This window comes from Streptomyces sp. NBC_00536 (genome assembly GCF_036346295.1).
In the GTDB taxonomy this organism is placed as follows: Bacteria; Actinomycetota; Actinomycetes; order Streptomycetales; family Streptomycetaceae; genus Streptomyces.
Genome location: NZ_CP107819.1, coordinates 2,739,008 through 2,755,094 on the forward strand (window position 1 = coordinate 2,739,008; position 16,087 = coordinate 2,755,094).

Genomic DNA, 16,087 nt, shown 5'->3' on the forward strand with positions numbered 1-16,087 from the left:
TCTCAGTCCCTCTTACTTCGCAGCCGCGGGGATACCGGTGACCTTGATCGCCGTGTACTGCTGGCGGTGACCCTGGCGACGGCGGTAGCCGGTCTTGTTCTTGTACCGCAGGATGTCGATCTTGGCGCCCTTGTGGTGATCCACAATCTCGGCCGTGACCTTGATGCCGGCCAGGACCCACGGGTCGCTGGTCACGGCTTCGCCGTCGACGACGAGCAGGGTCGAGAGCTCGACCGTGTCGCCAACCTTGGCAGTGGGAATCTTGTCAACTTCAACGATGTCGCCGACAGCAACCTTGTGCTGGCGACCACCGCTGCGCACGATGGCGTACACGCGGATCTCTCTCTCACTCGGGGCGGATGCTCCTGAAGCCAGCCGTTCAGACGGGCCAAAGCCCGTACGGATCCGGATTGGACGAGCGGCCTCTCCCAGGCGACGCATACGCGTACGCGGCGGGAGGAAGGTGCTCAGGAGCGCGGCGTGTCCTGAGACACGCCGACGGTCTAGGTTACGGGGCCCCCGTTCGGGGGTCAAACCGGGCCCCGCACGGCCGTGGGCCCCGCCGGAAAGCGGGGCCCACGGACCGGTGTGGATCAGGCTTCGGTCGCCGGAGCCGAGACGGACGGGAGCGTCTGCTGCTCCGCCGCCGCGGTCTTCTTCGTCGCCGCCTTCTTCACGGTCTTCTTCGCGGTCGCCTTCTTCGCGACCGTCTTCTTGGCAGCCGTCGCCGTCGTCTTCTTGGCGGCGGTCGCCTTCTTGGCCGGGGCCTTCTTGGCGGCCGTCTTGCGGACCGCCTTCTTGGCCGGCGCGGGCGCCTCGGTCTCGGCCTCGGCCTCCGCCTCCGCGGCGGGGGCGGCCGGGGCCTCCTCGGTCGCGGTGGCGACCACGACGATCGCGGCGTCCGCCGAACCGGCCGGGGAACCGGCGGGCGCGGTGGCCTTGCGGGTCGCGCGGCGGCGCGGACGGGCCGGGGCGGCGTCCGCCGCCTCCTCGACGGGGGCGGCCTCGACGACCGGCTCGGCCGCGGGCTCCGGGGCGGCCTCGACGACCGGCTCCGGGGCGGCTTCGACGACCGGCTCCGGCGCGGGGGCCTCCACGACGGCCTCGGCCGTCTTGGGGGCACCCGCCGGGGCGGTGGCCTTGCGGGTGGCGCGACGGCGGGTACGGCCCTGCGGAGCGGCCTCTTCGACCGGCTCGGCGACGGCCTCGGCGACCGGGGCGGCCGGAGCGGCCTCGATCACCGGCTCCGCCTCGACGGCGACGGGCTCGACCATGACCGGCTCGACGACCGGCTCGGCGACGACCTCGGCCACGGGGGCCGGGGCCGGTGCCGGAGCGGCCTGGACCGGGGCGGCCTGGACCGGAGCCCGGTCGGACCGGTCTGCGCCGCGCGGGGCGCCCGCCGGAGCGGTCGCCTTGCGGGTGGCGCGGCGGCGGTTGCGGCGGCCGCTGATGCCCGCCGCGGCCTCGGCCTCGCCCGGGCTGCTGTACAGCTCCTCGTCCGGGACGAAGGGCGGCTCCGGCAGGGCGCGCGGCGCGGCGGCCTCGGCCGCCACCTCCGCCTCGGTCTCCACCAGCTCCAGGTCGGCCTCGCCCTCGGCCTCGGCCTCGGTGTACTGGTCGTGCTCGTGGTCGTGCTCCGAGGTGCGGCCCGCGCGCTTCTTGGCGCGCTTGCCGTTGCCGCCGCCACCGATGGCCGTCGGCTGCTCCATGTGCACGATCACACCGCGCCCGTTGCAGTGGACGCAGGTCTCGGAGAAGGACTCCAGCAGACCCTGGCCCACCCGCTTGCGGGTCATCTGCACCAGGCCGAGCGAGGTGACCTCGGCGACCTGGTGCTTCGTACGGTCGCGGCCCAGGCACTCCAGCATGCGCCGCAGGACCAGGTCGCGGTTGGACTCCAGGACCATGTCGATGAAGTCGATGACGACGATGCCGCCCAGGTCGCGCAGCCGCAGCTGGCGCACGATCTCCTCGGCCGCCTCCAGGTTGTTCCTGGTGACGGTCTCTTCGAGGTTGCCGCCCTGACCGGTGAACTTGCCGGTGTTGACGTCGATGACGATCATCGCTTCGGTCTTGTCGATCACCAGGGAACCGCCCGAGGGCAGCCACACCTTGCGGTCGAGCGCCTTGGCGAGCTGCTCGTCGATCCGGTACGTCGCGAAGACGTCGACCTCGGAGGTCCAGCGCGAGAGCCGGCCCGCCAGGTCGGGGGCCACGTGGTTCACGTAACCGTGGATGGTCTCCCAGGCGCTGTCACCGCTGACGATGACCTTCGAGAAGTCCTCGTTGAAGATGTCGCGGACCACGCGGACGGTCATGTCCGGCTCGCCGTAGAGGAGGCTCGGCGAAGAGGTCGAGATCATCTTCGACTTCTTCTGGATGTCCTCCCACTGGGCCTGCAGGCGCTCCACGTCACGGCGCAGCTCGTCCTCGCTCGCGCCCTCGGCGGCGGTGCGCACGATGACGCCCGCGTCCTCGGGGACGATCTTCTTGAGGATGGTCTTCAGGCGCGCGCGCTCGGTGTCGGGCAGCTTGCGGCTGATCCCGGTCATCGAGCCCTCGGGCACGTAGACGAGGTAGCGGCCGGGCAGGGACACCTGGCTGGTCAGGCGGGCGCCCTTGTGACCGATCGGGTCCTTGGTGACCTGCACCAGGACCGACTGGCCGGACTTGAGGGCGGCCTCGATGCGGCGCGGGCCGTTGGCCATGCCGAGGGCCTCGAAGTTGACCTCACCGGCGTACAGGACCGCGTTGCGGCCCTTGCCGATGTCGATGAAGGCGGCCTCCATCGACGGCAGCACGTTCTGGACCTTGCCCAGGTAGACGTTGCCGACGTACGAGGTGGCTTCTTCCTTGTTGACGTAGTGCTCGACGAGCACGTTGTCCTCAAGGACGCCGATCTGCGTGCGCTCGCCGCTCTGGCGGACGACCATCACGCGCTCGACCGCCTCGCGGCGGGCCAGGAACTCGGCCTCGGTGATGATCGGGACGCGGCGGCGGCCCTGCTCGCGGCCTTCGCGGCGGCGCTGCTTCTTGGCCTCCAGGCGGGTCGAGCCCTTGATGGACTGGACCTCGTCGGAGGAGGTGGAGAGGGACTCGCTGCGCTCACGGGCCGGGCGCGGCTCGCGGACCTTGACGACGGTGCGTACGCCGTCCTCGTCGCCCGCGTCGCCGTCCACGCCGGAGTCACCGCTGCGGCGGCGACGGCGACGGCGGCGACGGCTGGAGCTGGAACCGGCCGGGCCGTTCTCGTCGTCCTCGGCGGACTCGTCGTCCTCGTCGGACTCCTGCTCGGCGGCGGCCTCGTCGCTCTCCTCGGACTCCTCCTCGGCGGACTCGTCGAGGTCGGCGGCCTCGCCACGGCGGCGGCGACGGCCACCCCGGCGGCGGCGGCGCGACGGGCGGTCGCCCGACTCGTCGTTCTCTTCGTCCTCCAGCTCGGCGGCCTCGGCCTCCGGCTCCTCGTCCAGGACGGACTCGACGGAGATCGGCCCGGTGGCCTGGGCGGCGGGCGCGGAGACGGGCTCGGCGGCCTGCTCGGGCGCGGCGCCACCACGGCGGCGACGGCGACGGCCCGCGGCGGGGGCGACGGGGGCGGGCGCCGGGGCGGCCACCTCGGTCTCGAAGTCGAGCTCTTCCTCGTCCTCTTCGACCTCCTCGGCGACGACGCGCGCGGCGGCGGCGGCCATGGCGGCGGTCTCGGGGGTCTGGAACATCGGCTCGGCGAAGACCGGCGCCTGGAACATGGCGACGGCCGGGCGGGCGGCACGGCGTCCTCCGCGCGGCTCGGCGGCCGGGGCGGCCGTGGGCTGCGGGGCGGCGGCCGGAGCGGCGGCGCGGGTGGCGCGGCGGCGCGTGGCGCGGCCCTTCGGGGAGTCCACGGCGTCGGCGACCGTCACGGCGGCCTTCGTCGCGGGCTCCTTGGGCTCCTCGGCCTGCGGGGCGGCGGCCTCGGCGGCCGGGGCGGCGACGGAGCGGGTGGCACGACGACGGGCACGCGGCGCGGGGGCCGCGTCCTCGACCGGAGCGGCAACCGGCTCGGCGACCGGCTCGGAGGCCGGGGCCTCCACGACCACGGCAGCAGCGGCCTCGGCGACCGGAGCCGCGACAGCGCGGGTGGCACGACGACGGGCACGCGGCGCCGGAGCGGCGTCCTCGACCGGAGCGGCGACCGGCTCGGCGACCGGAGCCTCCACGACCACGGCAGCGGCGGCCTCAGCGGCCGGAGCCGCGACGGCGCGGGTGGCACGACGACGGGCACGCGGCGCCGGAGCGGCGTCCTCGACGGGGGCCGCGACCGGCTCGGCGGCGGGGGCCGCGGCGGCTTCCACGGCCTCGGCGACCGGGGCGGCGACGGAGCGGGTGGCGCGACGACGGGCACGGGGCGCGGGGGCCGCGTCCTCGGCAGGAGCGGCGACCGGCTCGGCGGCCGGAGCCTCGACGACCACGGCAGCGGCGGCCTCGGCGACCGGAGCGGCCACGGCGCGGGTGGCACGACGACGGGCACGCGGCGCGGGGGCGGCGTCCTCGACGGGGGCCGCGACCGGCTCGGCGGCGGGTGCGGCGGCTTCCACCGTCTCGGCGGCCACCACGGCGCCGGGGGGACCGGCCGGCCGCGATGCGGCGCGGCGCCGCCTGCGCGGCGGCAGGTTGTCGCTGGGGCTGCTGCCCTCGGCGGTGTTGTCGTTGGTGTTGTTCTCGATGTTGAGCATGTGCGGGGTTCTCCCGTCGCGCTCCCGGGCGCCGCGGCTGACATCCGGTCCGGCACGGCCCCGCGCGATGAACGCGGAACCGGCCTCCGGGGCGCGTGCGCCACACGGGAGCTGTAGTCCATGGCCGCCGGTTCCGTACGTGTTTGTCCGTACGGCCTGGCGGAAGTCTTCAGGTCTTTGCGCTGCCCGACCCAGGTGGATCCCGGGTGCCAGGGCGGCACGGCAACGACGGTCCCTACGCGGCGGGACCTTCCGGCGCCTTCGCGTCGGCCACTACGGCAGCCGTGGGTGTGGCGGCCGTGACGGCCTCGCGGTCGGGCGCGAGCGGGTCGGTCACCGTGCCGGACTCCTCGTCGAAGAGCCCCTGCGCCAGCCTGGTCACCGCTGCGGGGACCGGCGGCGCCAGGTCGGCCACAGCTCGGAGACCGGACAGGACGTCGTCGGGTCGCACGGCAGGTGTCAGATGCCGAACAACCAGCCGCAGTATCGCACAGGCACCGTCGAGCGGCCTATCAGCCGGAACGGCCGAAGCCGGGGCCAGTTCGAGACTGACGACGGCGCCGCGCGTGTCGAAGGTGCGCATGCCGTTCTTCGTCCGGCGCTGGACCTCGACGGTCTCGGCGGCGAGGAAGGCCGCCACGGCCCGCTCGGCCTCGGCGGGGTCCGTGCCGTCCAGGCGCAGTTCCCAGACCGAGGCGGTCAGCCGGTCCGCCAGGCCCGAGGTGCGGGCCTCGACGGCGTCGATGATGTCGAGGCCGACCGGCATCGACTCGTCGAGCAGTTCCCGGAGCTTCTCCGGGTCGCGGGCCTCGGCGAGGCCGATCTCCAGGTACTCGGCCTCGCTGCCGGTCCCGGTGGGTGCGGCGTTCGCGTACGAGACCCGGGGGTGCGGGGTGAAGCCCGCCGAGTACGCCATGGGGACCTCGGCGCGGCGCAGGGCCCGCTCGAAGGCTCGCTGGAAGTCTCGGTGGCTGGTGAACCGGAGGCGGCCGCGCTTGGTGTAGCGCAGTCGGATGCGCTGTACCACCGGTGCGGGAGGGGGGCCTTCGGGCTGTCGCTTGCCCAGTGGTTCTTCTCCTTGTGCGGGGCGGGCGCTCTCGCGCGCCGCCCGGAGGTCTGTGGAGCCGTCCGGCCGTGCCCGCTGCTCCGGCTCACCCCTGCTCGTGCAGGGAGATCTCGGGTGCGGGCGCGTTGCCGACAGCTGTCGTACCACCCACAGTACGCGCCTGTGACCTCCCCGGTTGCACGGGAGGAGCCGCCTCAGTCGATGGAACCGGGCTCCGCGAGCCAGCGGGTGCTGAGCCCGATGTGCTTCGCGAGGGTCTCGAAGTCCCGGTCGTAGTGCAGACCACGAGCGGGGCGTGCGGAAACCTTAAAGCGCCACTCGAATAAATATGCCCCCGCCGGATCCCGGCGGGGGCATACGTGGAACGACGGTGACCGCTACTTCACGACCGACAGCGGCAGCAGCTTCTGCCCCGTGGGGCCGATCTGGATCTCCGTGCCCATCTGCGGGCAGACGCCGCAGTCGAAGCACGGCGTCCAGCGGCAGTCGTCGACCTCGGTCTCGTCGAGGGCGTCCTGCCAGTCCTCCCAGAGCCAGTCCTTGTCGAGACCGGAGTCCAGGTGGTCCCAGGGCAGGACTTCCTCGTAGGTGCGCTCGCGGGTCGTGTACCAGGCCACGTCCACGCCGTAGGCCGGCAGCGCCTTCTCGGCCGCCTGCATCCAGCGGTCGTACGAGAAGTGCTCGCGCCAGCCGTCGAAGCGGCCGCCCGATTCGTACACCGCGCGGATGACGTCGCCGATGCGGCGGTCGCCGCGGGACAGCAGGCCCTCGACGATGCCAGGCTTGCCGTCGTGGTAGCGGAAGCCGATGGAGCGCCCGTACTTCTTGTCGCCGCGGAGCTTGTCCCGCAGCTTCGTCAGCCGCGCGTCCGTGTCCTCGGCCGACAGCTGCGGGGCCCACTGGAAGGGGGTGTGCGGCTTCGGCACGAACCCGCCGATGGACACCGTGCAGCGGATGTCGTTCTGGCCCGAGACCTCGCGGCCCTTGGCGATGACGTTGACCGCCATGTCGCCGATCTGGAGCACGTCCGCGTCGGTCTCGGTCGGCAGGCCGACCATGAAGTACAGCTTCACCTGGCGCCAGCCGTTGCCGTACGCGGTGGCGACCGTACGGATCAGGTCCTCTTCCGAGACCATCTTGTTGATGACCTTGCGCATGCGCTCGGAGCCGCCCTCGGGGGCGAAGGTGAGGCCCGACCGGCGGCCGTTGCGGGTCAGCTCGTTGGCCAGGTCGACGTTGAAGGCGTCGACGCGGGTGGAGGGGAGGGACAGGCCCACCTTCTCGTCCGCGTAGCGGTCCGCGAGGCCCTTGGCGATGTCGGCGATCTCGGTGTGGTCCGCGGAGGACAGCGAGAGGAGGCCGACCTCCTCGAAGCCGGTCGCCTTCAGGCCCCGCTCGACCATTTCGCCGATGCCGGTGATGCTTCGCTCCCGCACGGGGCGCGTGATCATGCCGGCCTGGCAGAAACGGCAGCCGCGGGTGCAGCCGCGGAAGATCTCCACGGACATGCGCTCGTGGACGGTTTCGGCGAGCGGGACCAGGGGCTGCTTCGGGTAGGGCCATTCGTCGAGGTCCATGACCGTGTGCTTGAACACCCGGTTGGGAACGCCGGAACGGTTCGGGAAGACACGCGCGATGCGGCCGTCCGGGAGGTAGTCGACGTCGTAGAAGCCCGGGACGTAGAAACCGCCGTGCTTCGCGAGGCGCAGCAGGACGCCCTCGCGTCCGCCCGGACGGCCTTCGGCCTTCCAGGTGCGGATGATCTCCGTCATGTCGAGGACGGCCTGCTCGCCGTCGCCGATGACCGCGCAGTCGATGAAGGCCGCGATCGGCTCGGGGTTGAAGGCCGCGTGGCCGCCCGCGAGGACGATGGGGTGGTCGACCGTACGGTCCTTGGACTCCAGCGGGATGCCCGCCAGGTCCAGGGCCGTGAGCATGTTGGTGTAGCCCAGCTCCGTGGAGAAGGACAGGCCGAACACGTCGAAGGCGCCCACGGGACGGTGGGAGTCGACGGTGAACTGCGGCACCTTGTGCTCGCGCATCAGCTCTTCGAGGTCCGGCCACACGCTGTAGGTGCGCTCGGCCAGGACGCCCTCGCGCTCGTTGAGCACCTCGTACAGGATCATGACGCCCTGGTTGGGCAGTCCGACCTCGTAGGCATCCGGGTACATGAGCGCCCAGCGGACGTCACATTCGTCCCAGTTCTTGACGGTGGAGTTCAGCTCCCCGCCGACGTACTGGATCGGCTTCTGAACGTGCGGAAGCAGGGCCTCTAGCTGAGGGAAGACCGACTCGGTCATCACGCGACTTTCGTGAAGCGGGCAGGGGGCGACTCACAAGCGTACCCCGGGGCACGGCCGCCCCCTGCCGCGTCGGTCGCCCGCTATCCGCCCAGGGTGGCCCGCAGCACGGGGTCCGAGGCCTCGGTCCAGACGGCCGGGAGTTCGCGTTCGCGGCGCTCGGCCAGGGCTTCCTCGCGGCCGTGGAGCAGGCCCCAGGTGAAGGAGGGCTCCCCGGCGCCGTTCGCCTGGACGGCGAGGCCGCGCAGGGCTTCGCGGGCGACGACGCTGTCCTGGTGGTCGCCGAGCAGGGTCTGGACCGATTTCATGGCCTTGGCCAGCCGTTTCGCCGGGCCGCCGAGGGCCGGTACGACGGCTTCCGCCGCGTAGCGGGCGCGTTTGGCGGCCTTGCGGGCGTCGTGCAGGGCCAGGTCGCGGTCCTCGCCCGGGGTGAGGGCGAGCGCGGTGCCGATCCGGCCGGAGAGGCGCTCGTAGTCGGCGAGGACCGCCTTCGGCAGGATCCGCAGGGCGGGCTTGGCGGCGGCCGGGAGCAGCGGCGGGTCCTGGAGCAGCGCGTCCAGGGCGTCGAGCAGGGCGAGGTACCGCTTGCCGTCGAGGGCGGCGAGGGCGCGGCGCCGCGAGCCGGAGCGGCGGGAGGTGTTCCAGATCCGCAGGCGGGCGCGGACGGGGCCGAGGACCAGGCTCTGCGGGAGTTCGCCGAGCCGGGTGCGGAGCCGGTCCAGGAGGACTTCCTGGTCGCGGTCGACGCCGAGTTCGGCGGCGAGCCAGCGCAGTTCCTCGCCGAGGGGTTCGGTGCGGTCGCGGTCGAGGACCCGGCGGTAGGTGCGCAGCGCGCTGCGCAGGCGGCGGGTGGCGACGCGCATCTGGTGCACGGAGTCGGGCAGGCCGCGCCGGACGGCGGGGTCCTGGGCGACGAGGGCGTCGCGCTGTTCGCGCAGGTACGCGAGGACGTGGGCGCCCGCGGTGTCGTCGGCCGGGGCGGCGCCGGGCCGGGGGGCGGGCGCGGATCCGGTTTCGGCGAGGGCGCGGACGAGTTTGGAGGGGGCGCCGGACACCGCGAGCCCGGCTTTGCGGAAGCGCTTCTCGACGGCGTCGAGCAGGGCGGGGTCGGCGCCGTCGGCGAGTTCGACCTCGACCTCGGTCCAGGCGGCGGTGGTGTCGTGGCCCTCGGCGCGCACGGCGTCGGTGCTCAGTTCCGCGAGCAGTGCTCCGGTCCCGTCCACGAGGTGGAGCACCTTGCGCGAGGACAGCAGCCGCATCTGCGGTTCCAGCGCGCCGCCGCGCACCCGGGAGCGCAGCAGGGCGGTCAGCGCGCGCGGCACGGTGTCGGTCAGGCCGGCCCGGACCTCGTCGCGCACCCCGGGCGAGACGGGCAGTTTGAGGTGCCAGCCCGCGTCCTCGCCGCCGGTTCTGCGCCGCAGGGTCAGCCCGTCGGCGGCGAGCCGCTGGTCGGGGGTGTCGTAGTAGACGGCGTCGAGGTCGACGGTGCCCTGGTCGAGGACGGCGGCGATACCGGCCGTGCCCGTGAGGTCCGGTACCCCGCGCCGCCCCGCTTTGACGCTCGTGAACTCGAATTTCCGCTCGATTTCGCGCTTGGTCTCCGCCATGACCCGAACGTAGTCCTGAACGGAAGGCGAAGTGAAGGCGAACACCGGGTCCCGTCAGGGATCGGCCACGGATCAGGCCGACATCGGTCCCTGACGTCCCCGCGCGCACGCCAGGCCCGGCGCGCCCGCCCCTCAGGCCGACATCGGCCGTTGCACCCGGATCGACTGCAACAGCCCGATGGCCACCCACACGGCGAACATCGACGATCCTCCGTAGGAGACGAAGGGCAGCGGCAGCCCGGCCACCGGCATGATGCCGAGCGTCATGCCGATGTTCTCGAAGGCCTGGAAGGCGAACCAGGCGATGATCCCGGCGGCCACGATCGTCCCGTACAGCTCGGTGGTCTCACGGGCGATCATGCAGGCCCGCCAGAGCACCACCCCGAGCAGGACGAGGATCAGCCCGGCCCCGACGAAGCCCAGCTCCTCCCCCGCCACGGTGAAGACGAAGTCGGTCTGCTGTTCCGGCACGAACTGGCCGGTGGTCTGGGAGCCGTGGAAGAGCCCCTCGCCGAACAGCCCGCCGGAGCCGATCGCGATCCGGGCCTGGTTGGTGTTGTAGCCGACGCCCGCCGGGTCCAGGGCCGGGTTCGCGAAGGCCGCGAAGCGGTTGATCTGGTACTCGTCGAGGATGCCGAGCTGCCAGATGAGTACGGCGCCCATCGCGCCGGATCCGAGCAGCCCGAGCACCCACCGGTTGGAGGCCCCGGAGGCCAGCAGCACCCCGAGCACGATGACCAGCATGACCATGACGGACCCGAGGTCGGGCATCAGCATGACGATGCCCATGGGCGCGGCGGCCAGGCAGAGCGCCTTGGCCACGGTGCGGTGGTCGGGGTGGTCGAGGTCCCCCGCGTCCACCCGGTGCGAGAGCAGCATCGCCATGATCAGGATGATGGTGATCTTGCAGAACTCGGAGGGCTGGAGCGAGAAGCCGCCGCCGATCACGATCCAGGCGTGCGCGCCGTTGATGGTCGCGCCGAGCGGGGTGAGCACGGCGAGGACCAGGACCAGCGAGAGCCCGTAGAGGACCGGCACCGCGCCGCGCAGGGTGCGGTGGCCGAGCCAGACCGTGCCGATCATCAGCACCAGGCCGATGCCGGTGTTCATGGCGTGCCGGAGGAGGAAGTAGTACGGGTCGCCCTGGTTCAGCGTGGTGCGGTTGCGGGTGGCCGACCACACCAGCAGCGAGCCGATGAAGGACAGCGCCAGCGCGCTGAGCAGTATCGGCCAGTCCAGCCGGCGCAGCACCGAGTCGCGCGCGGTGAGCTTGCCGAGCGCGCCGCGGTCGGGGGCGTAGCGGGAGACGGAGAAGGTGTTCGGTCCGGGCATCAGTCCTGCCTCCCGGTTCCCGGGGCGGGCGGCGGCCCGGCGAGGGCGGGCGGCGGTGCGTCCTCCGGGGAGGGGGGCACGTACGGCTTGACCTCGGGCGCGTCGATCGAGCCGTCGGGCTGGATCTTGGGCAGGGCCGACTCGGGGTGCGGCAGCAGGGCCTTGCTCAGGTCCTGCTTGCCCGCCATGTCGAGGCCGTAGATGGCGTTGTAGATGTTGCGCACGGCGGGACCGGAGGCGCCGGAACCGGTACCACCCTGGGAGATCGTCATCACGACCGTGTAGTCCTCGGTGTACGTGGCGAACCAGGACGTCGTCTGCTTGCCGTAGACCTCGGCGGTGCCGGTCTTGGCGTGCATTGGGATCTGCTTCTGCGGCCAGCCGCCGAAGCGCCAGGCGGCGGTGCCGCGCGTGGCGACACCCTCCAGCGCACCGTTTATCTTGTCCCGGGTCTCCTCGGTCATGGGCAGTTTGCCGTGCGCCTTCGGCTGGATCTCCTGCGTCTGCTTGCCGTCGGCGCTGATGACGGCCTTGCCGATGGTCGGGTTGTACAGGGTGCCGCCGTTGGCGATGGCCGCGTAGATGGTGGCCATCTGGATCGGGGTGACGAGGGTGTCGCCCTGCCCGATGGAGTAGTTGACGGCGTCACCGGCGCGCATGAGGTTGCCTTCGAGGCAGTTCTCGTAGGACAGCAGCTCGACGTAGGTGCCGCCCTTCTTGCCGACCTTGCACCACTGGTCCTTGTTGGCCTCCCAGAACCGCTGCTTCCACTCGCGGTCGGGGACCCGGCCCTTCTCCTCGCCCGGCAGGTCGACGCCGGTCTCCGCGCCGAGGCCGAACTGGTGGGCGGTCTTGTAGAAGATCTGCGCCGGGTTCTTCCCCGGCTTGAGACCACCGTCCTTCAGCCACTGCTGGTGGCCGAGGGCGTAGAAGACGGTGTCGCAGGACACCTCCAGGGCTTGGCCGAGGGTGATGGATCCGTGGCCCTGGGACTCGAAGTTCTTGAAGACCTGCCCGCCGATGGAGTACGAGCTGGGGCAGGGGTAGCTGCCGTCGAAGGCGTACCCGGCGTTCACCGCGGCGGCGGTCGGGATCACCTTGAAGATGGAGCCGGGGGCGGCCTGGCCCTGGATCGCCCGGTTCATCAGCGGGACGTTGGACTCCTTGGCGGTGAGCTTGGCGTAGTCCTTGCCGGAGATCCCGCCGACCCAGACGTTCGGGTCGTAGGTCGGGTTGGAGGCCATGGCCACGACGCGGCCGGTCTTGGACTCCAGGACGACGACGGCGCCCGCGTCGGCCTTGTAGTTGACGCCGGTGTTGCGGTCGTTCTGCTTGCGGGCCTCGACCATGGCCGCGTTCAGCTCGTACTCGGCGACCGCCTGGACCCGGGAGTCGATGCTGGTGACCACGTTGGCGCCGGGGACCGCGGGGTCGTTCTTGGCCTCGCCGATGACGCGGCCGAGGTTGTCGACCTCGTAGCGGGTGACGCCGGACTTGCCGCGCAGTTCCTTGTCGTAGGTGCGCTCCAGGCCGAAGCGGCCGACCTGGTCGGAGCGCAGGAACGGCGAGTTGGTGGTCTTGGCGGCCTGGATCTCGTTGTCGGTGACGGGCGAGAGGTAGCCGAGGACCTGGCCGGTGTTGGCGCCGCCGGGGGCCGGGTAGCGGCGTACGGCGGTGGGTTCGGCGGTGATGCCGGGGAAGTCCTCGGGGCGCTCGCGGATCTGCAGGGCCTGCTGGGTGGTGGCCTGCAGGGTGACCGGGATCGGCTGGTACGGGGAACCGTTCCAGCAGGGCTGGGGGGTCTTGGCGTCGCAGAGCCGGACCTTGTCCATGACCTCCTGCGGCTTCATGTCCAGGATCCCGGCCAGCCGGGTGAGGACGTCCTTGCCCTTGTCCTTTATTTTCATCAGGTCGGTGCGGCTGGCGGAGACGACCAGGCGGGTCTCATTGTCGGCCAGGGGCACCCCGCGGGCGTCGAGGACCGAGCCGCGCACGGCGGGCTGGACGACCTGCTGGACGTGGTTGTTCTTGGCCTTGTCCGCGTACTCCGCGCCGTTGCGGATCTGCAGGTACCACAGCCGGCCGCCGAGCGTGAGCAGCAGCGAGAAGACGAGCACCTGCAGGATGACGAGCCGGATCTGCACCCGTGGGGTGCGGCCGGTCTCGGGAATGTTGGTCACGCGTGCTCCCCCGTCACAGCTTCTTGACGCCCTTGACGCTCTTCACGCCCTTGACCCCCTTGACGCCCTTTATGCGCACGGCTTTGTTCGCGCGGCTCCGCGCGCTCTTCATCCGCAGCCCGCCGCGCTGGCTGCCGATGCGCAGGCCCGTACCGCCCGAGAGCCAGCCGGAGGCCACGTCGGCGCCCTGTGCCGGGCCACCGTTGGCCTCGACGGCCATCGGGTCGTTCTCGGCGCGCCGGGCCAGCGCCATCAGGAACGGCACGGTGAACGGGGCGAGCAGCAGGTCGTAGAGGACCGCGGTGAACAGCAGCCCGGTCAGCCCGACGTGGCGGGCGGCGGTGTCGCCGACGAGGGCGCCCACGCCCGCGTAGAGCAGGGTGGAGCAGACCGCGGCGGCCACGACGGTGAGCATCGGCCCCCAGGCGGAACGGAAGCGCCCGGTGTCGGGCCGCATCAGCCCGCACGCGTAGCCGATGAGGCAGAGCACCAGGGCGTAGCGTCCGGCGGCGTGGTCGGCGGGCGGGGCCAGGTCGGTCAGCAGTCCGGCGGTGAAGCCGATCAGGGCGCCGCTGACCGGCCCGTAGACCAGGGCGAGGGCGACGACGGTGAGCAGCACCAGGTCGGGGACGGCGCCGGGCAGCTGGAGCCGCCCGAGCACGGTGACCTGGACGACGAGGGCGACCACGACCAGGGTGGCGGAGAGCAGGATCCGGTTGAAGCGCATGACGGTCAGCTCCTACTCGGCGGCCGGTTTGGCGGACCCGCTGGGGGACGGCGCGACGGTGACCGTGACGGTCGGGGTCGGCTTGGGCCCTTCGGGCTTGGGCGGCAGGACGGCGTCGCGCGGGTCGGCGCGCGGCGGCATGACGACGACGCCGACGATGTCGAGGCGGGAGAAGCCGACGTACGGCCGGACCCAGAGGGTGCGGGTGAGGTCGCCGCGGGAGGGGTCGACCTTGACGACCTCACCGATCGGGACGCCCGGCACGAAGGGCTTGTTGCCGCGCGAGCCGAAGGTGACGAGGCGGTCGCCGGGGCTGACCTTGGCCTTGCCGTTGAGCATCTGGACGGACAGGGCGCGGTCGCCCTGGCCGGTGGCGAAGCCGAGTTCGCCGGTCTTCTCCAGGCGGGTGCCCACCGTGAAGTCGGGGTCGTTGGCGAGGACGACGGTGGCGGTGTCGGGGCCGACGGTGGTGACCCGGCCGACGAGTCCGTCGCCGTTGAGGACGGTCATGTCGCGTTCGATGCCGTCCTTGCTGCCGGCGTCGATGGTCACGGTCCAGGAGAAGCCCTGGGCCGCTCCTATGGCGATGACCTCGGCGCCCTTGATGCCGTACTGGCCGGAGCCGGCCCGCTTGAGCATCTCGTCCAGTTCGTGGATGCGGCTCTTGTTGCGGTCGTCGCTGCCCAGTTTGGCCTTGAGCGCGGCGTTCTCGCCTTCGAGCGCGGTGATGCGGTTGTGGCGCTCCCCGGAGTCGCGCACCGCCCCTATGGCGTGGGCGACCGGGTCGACCGCGGTCGCCACGCCCTTCTCGACCGGGCCGAAGACCGCTGCGGCGGCCTGCCGGGCACCGTCGACCGGCGACTCCTCGCCCGCCCTGATGTCCACCGTGATCAATGCGAACGCGATGGCGATCAGAAGCACCAGGAGCAGCCGGCTCTCTCGTGTGTCCCTCACGTGCGGCGGCCGTGCCTTCCTCGTCGGAATAATTCCCTGCCTGTATATCAACGATCCGCCGTACGGGAGCGACAGCACCCGTACGGCGGATCCTTGTGTTCCGCAAGGTCACCCGCCCCGGTGCCCCTGGCAGGGGGGCGGGGGCGGGGGGCCGGTCAGCGCCGGGGCTGCGCGTCCAGGACCTGCTGGAGCGCCTCGAACTCCTCGACGCACTTGCCGGAGCCGAGGGCGACCGAGTCGAGGGGGTCCTCGGCGATGTGGATCGGCATCCCGGTCTCGCGGCGCAGCCGCTCGTCGAGGCCGCGCAGCAGGGCGCCGCCGCCGGTGAGGACGATGCCGCGGTCCATGATGTCGCCGGACAGCTCCGGCGGGCACTTGTCGAGGGTGGTCTTGACCGCGTCGACGATGGCGTTGACGGGCTCCTCGATGGCCTTGCGCACCTCGGCGGCGGAGATGACCACGGTCTTGGGCAGGCCCGAGACGAGGTCGCGGCCGCGGATCTCGGTGTGCTCGTCCTTGTCGAGGTCGTAGGCCGACCCGATGGTGATCTTGATCTGCTCGGCGGTGCGCTCGCCGAGGAGGAGCGAGTACTCCTTCTTGATGTGCTGGATGATCGCGTTGTCCAGCTCGTCACCGGCGACCCGGATGGACTGTGCCGTGACGATTCCGCCGAGGGAGATGACGGCCACCTCGGTGGTGCCGCCGCCGATGTCCACGACCATGTTGCCGGTGGCCTCGTGGACGGGCAGGCCCGAGCCGATGGCGGCGGCCATGGGCTCTTCGATGATGTGCACCTGGCGGGCGCCGGCCTGCGTGGACGCCTCGATGACGGCGCGCCGCTCCACTCCCGTGATGCCGGAGGGTACGCAGACCACGACGCGCGGACGGGCCAGGTAACGGCGCTTGTGGATCTTGAGGATGAAGTACCGGAGCATGCGCTCGGTGATCTCGAAGTCGGCGATCACGCCGTCCTTGAGGGGTCGTACGGCGACGATGTTGCCGGGCGTGCGCCCGATCATCTTCTTCGCTTCGGAGCCGACCGCCAGGATGCCACCGGTGTTCGTGTTGATGGCGACCACGGACGGCTCGTTCAGGACGATTCCCCGGCCCCTCACGTACACCAGCGTGTTGGCGGTCCCGAGGTCGATCGCCATGTCACGGCCGATGAACGACATGTTGTTCCCCTTGTTCCCCATGAGGAGCGTC

Annotated in this window: 10 protein-coding genes; all 10 read right to left on the minus strand. The window is 71.9% G+C overall.

The window, feature by feature from the left end; genetic code table 11:
- Positions 1 to 12: 12 nt before the first annotated feature.
- The 10 genes from rplU to OHS33_RS11990 all read right to left on the minus strand — a co-directional run bounded on the left by rplU (position 13) and on the right by OHS33_RS11990 (position 16,056).
- Entirely contained in the window at positions 13 to 333 is a 321-nt protein-coding gene (rplU, locus tag OHS33_RS11945; protein WP_330330369.1) for a 50S ribosomal protein L21, read from the minus strand.
- A 260-nt stretch (positions 334 to 593) separates the two neighbouring features.
- Positions 594 to 4,715 carry an Rne/Rng family ribonuclease gene (locus OHS33_RS11950; protein WP_330330370.1) on the minus strand — a complete coding sequence of 1,374 codons (4,122 nt, stop codon included), beginning with the start codon at positions 4,713 to 4,715 and terminating at the stop codon, positions 594 to 596.
- Between the two features lie 235 nt (positions 4,716 to 4,950).
- Positions 4,951 to 5,742, minus strand: coding sequence for a TIGR03936 family radical SAM-associated protein (locus OHS33_RS11955; RefSeq protein ID WP_330330371.1), 792 nt, complete (start codon positions 5,740 to 5,742; stop codon positions 4,951 to 4,953).
- A 416-nt stretch (positions 5,743 to 6,158) separates the two neighbouring features.
- The gene (locus OHS33_RS11960; RefSeq protein WP_330330372.1) at positions 6,159 to 8,084 is read right to left on the minus strand and encodes a TIGR03960 family B12-binding radical SAM protein; all 1,926 of its coding nucleotides are present in this window, start codon (positions 8,082 to 8,084) and stop codon (positions 6,159 to 6,161) included.
- Positions 8,085 to 8,164: 80 nt separating this feature from the next.
- Complete coding sequence (locus tag OHS33_RS11965) at positions 8,165 to 9,688, minus strand: CYTH and CHAD domain-containing protein (protein WP_330330373.1); 1,524 nt, start codon at positions 9,686 to 9,688, stop codon at positions 8,165 to 8,167.
- 132 nt (positions 9,689 to 9,820) lie between these two features.
- Complete coding sequence (gene rodA / locus OHS33_RS11970) at positions 9,821 to 11,020, minus strand: rod shape-determining protein RodA (protein WP_330330374.1); 1,200 nt, start codon at positions 11,018 to 11,020, stop codon at positions 9,821 to 9,823.
- Positions 11,020 to 13,200 carry a penicillin-binding protein 2 gene (gene mrdA, locus OHS33_RS11975; protein ID WP_330330375.1) on the minus strand — a complete coding sequence of 727 codons (2,181 nt, stop codon included), beginning with the start codon at positions 13,198 to 13,200 and terminating at the stop codon, positions 11,020 to 11,022. Before mrdA ends, rodA begins: the two co-directional genes overlap by 1 nt.
- A 13-nt stretch (positions 13,201 to 13,213) precedes the next feature.
- Positions 13,214 to 13,927 carry a rod shape-determining protein MreD gene (gene mreD / locus OHS33_RS11980; protein WP_330330376.1) on the minus strand — a complete coding sequence of 238 codons (714 nt, stop codon included), beginning with the start codon at positions 13,925 to 13,927 and terminating at the stop codon, positions 13,214 to 13,216.
- 12 nt (positions 13,928 to 13,939) lie between these two features.
- A complete protein-coding gene (gene mreC, locus OHS33_RS11985) occupies positions 13,940 to 14,881 on the minus strand; it encodes a rod shape-determining protein MreC (protein WP_330330377.1) in 942 nt (313 codons plus the stop codon).
- 155 nt (positions 14,882 to 15,036) lie between these two features.
- Positions 15,037 to 16,056 carry a rod shape-determining protein gene (locus OHS33_RS11990; protein WP_008738981.1) on the minus strand — a complete coding sequence of 340 codons (1,020 nt, stop codon included), beginning with the start codon at positions 16,054 to 16,056 and terminating at the stop codon, positions 15,037 to 15,039.
- Between the last annotated feature and the right edge of the window lie 31 nt (positions 16,057 to 16,087).

What these genes read in the sequence shown, in the direction of transcription:
- mreD (WP_330330376.1), bottom strand. Translation starts at nt 13,927, where the DNA reads ATGCGCTTCAACCGGATCCTGCTCTCCGCCACCCTGGTCGTGGTCGCC.
- OHS33_RS11950 (WP_330330370.1), bottom strand. Translation starts at nt 4,715, where the DNA reads ATGCTCAACATCGAGAACAACACCAACGACAACACCGCCGAGGGCAGC.
- OHS33_RS11965 (WP_330330373.1), bottom strand. Translation starts at nt 9,688, where the DNA reads ATGGCGGAGACCAAGCGCGAAATCGAGCGGAAATTCGAGTTCACGAGC.
- OHS33_RS11990 (WP_008738981.1), bottom strand. Translation starts at nt 16,056, where the DNA reads ATGTCGTTCATCGGCCGTGACATGGCGATCGACCTCGGGACCGCCAAC.
- rodA (WP_330330374.1), bottom strand. Translation starts at nt 11,020, where the DNA reads ATGCCCGGACCGAACACCTTCTCCGTCTCCCGCTACGCCCCCGACCGC.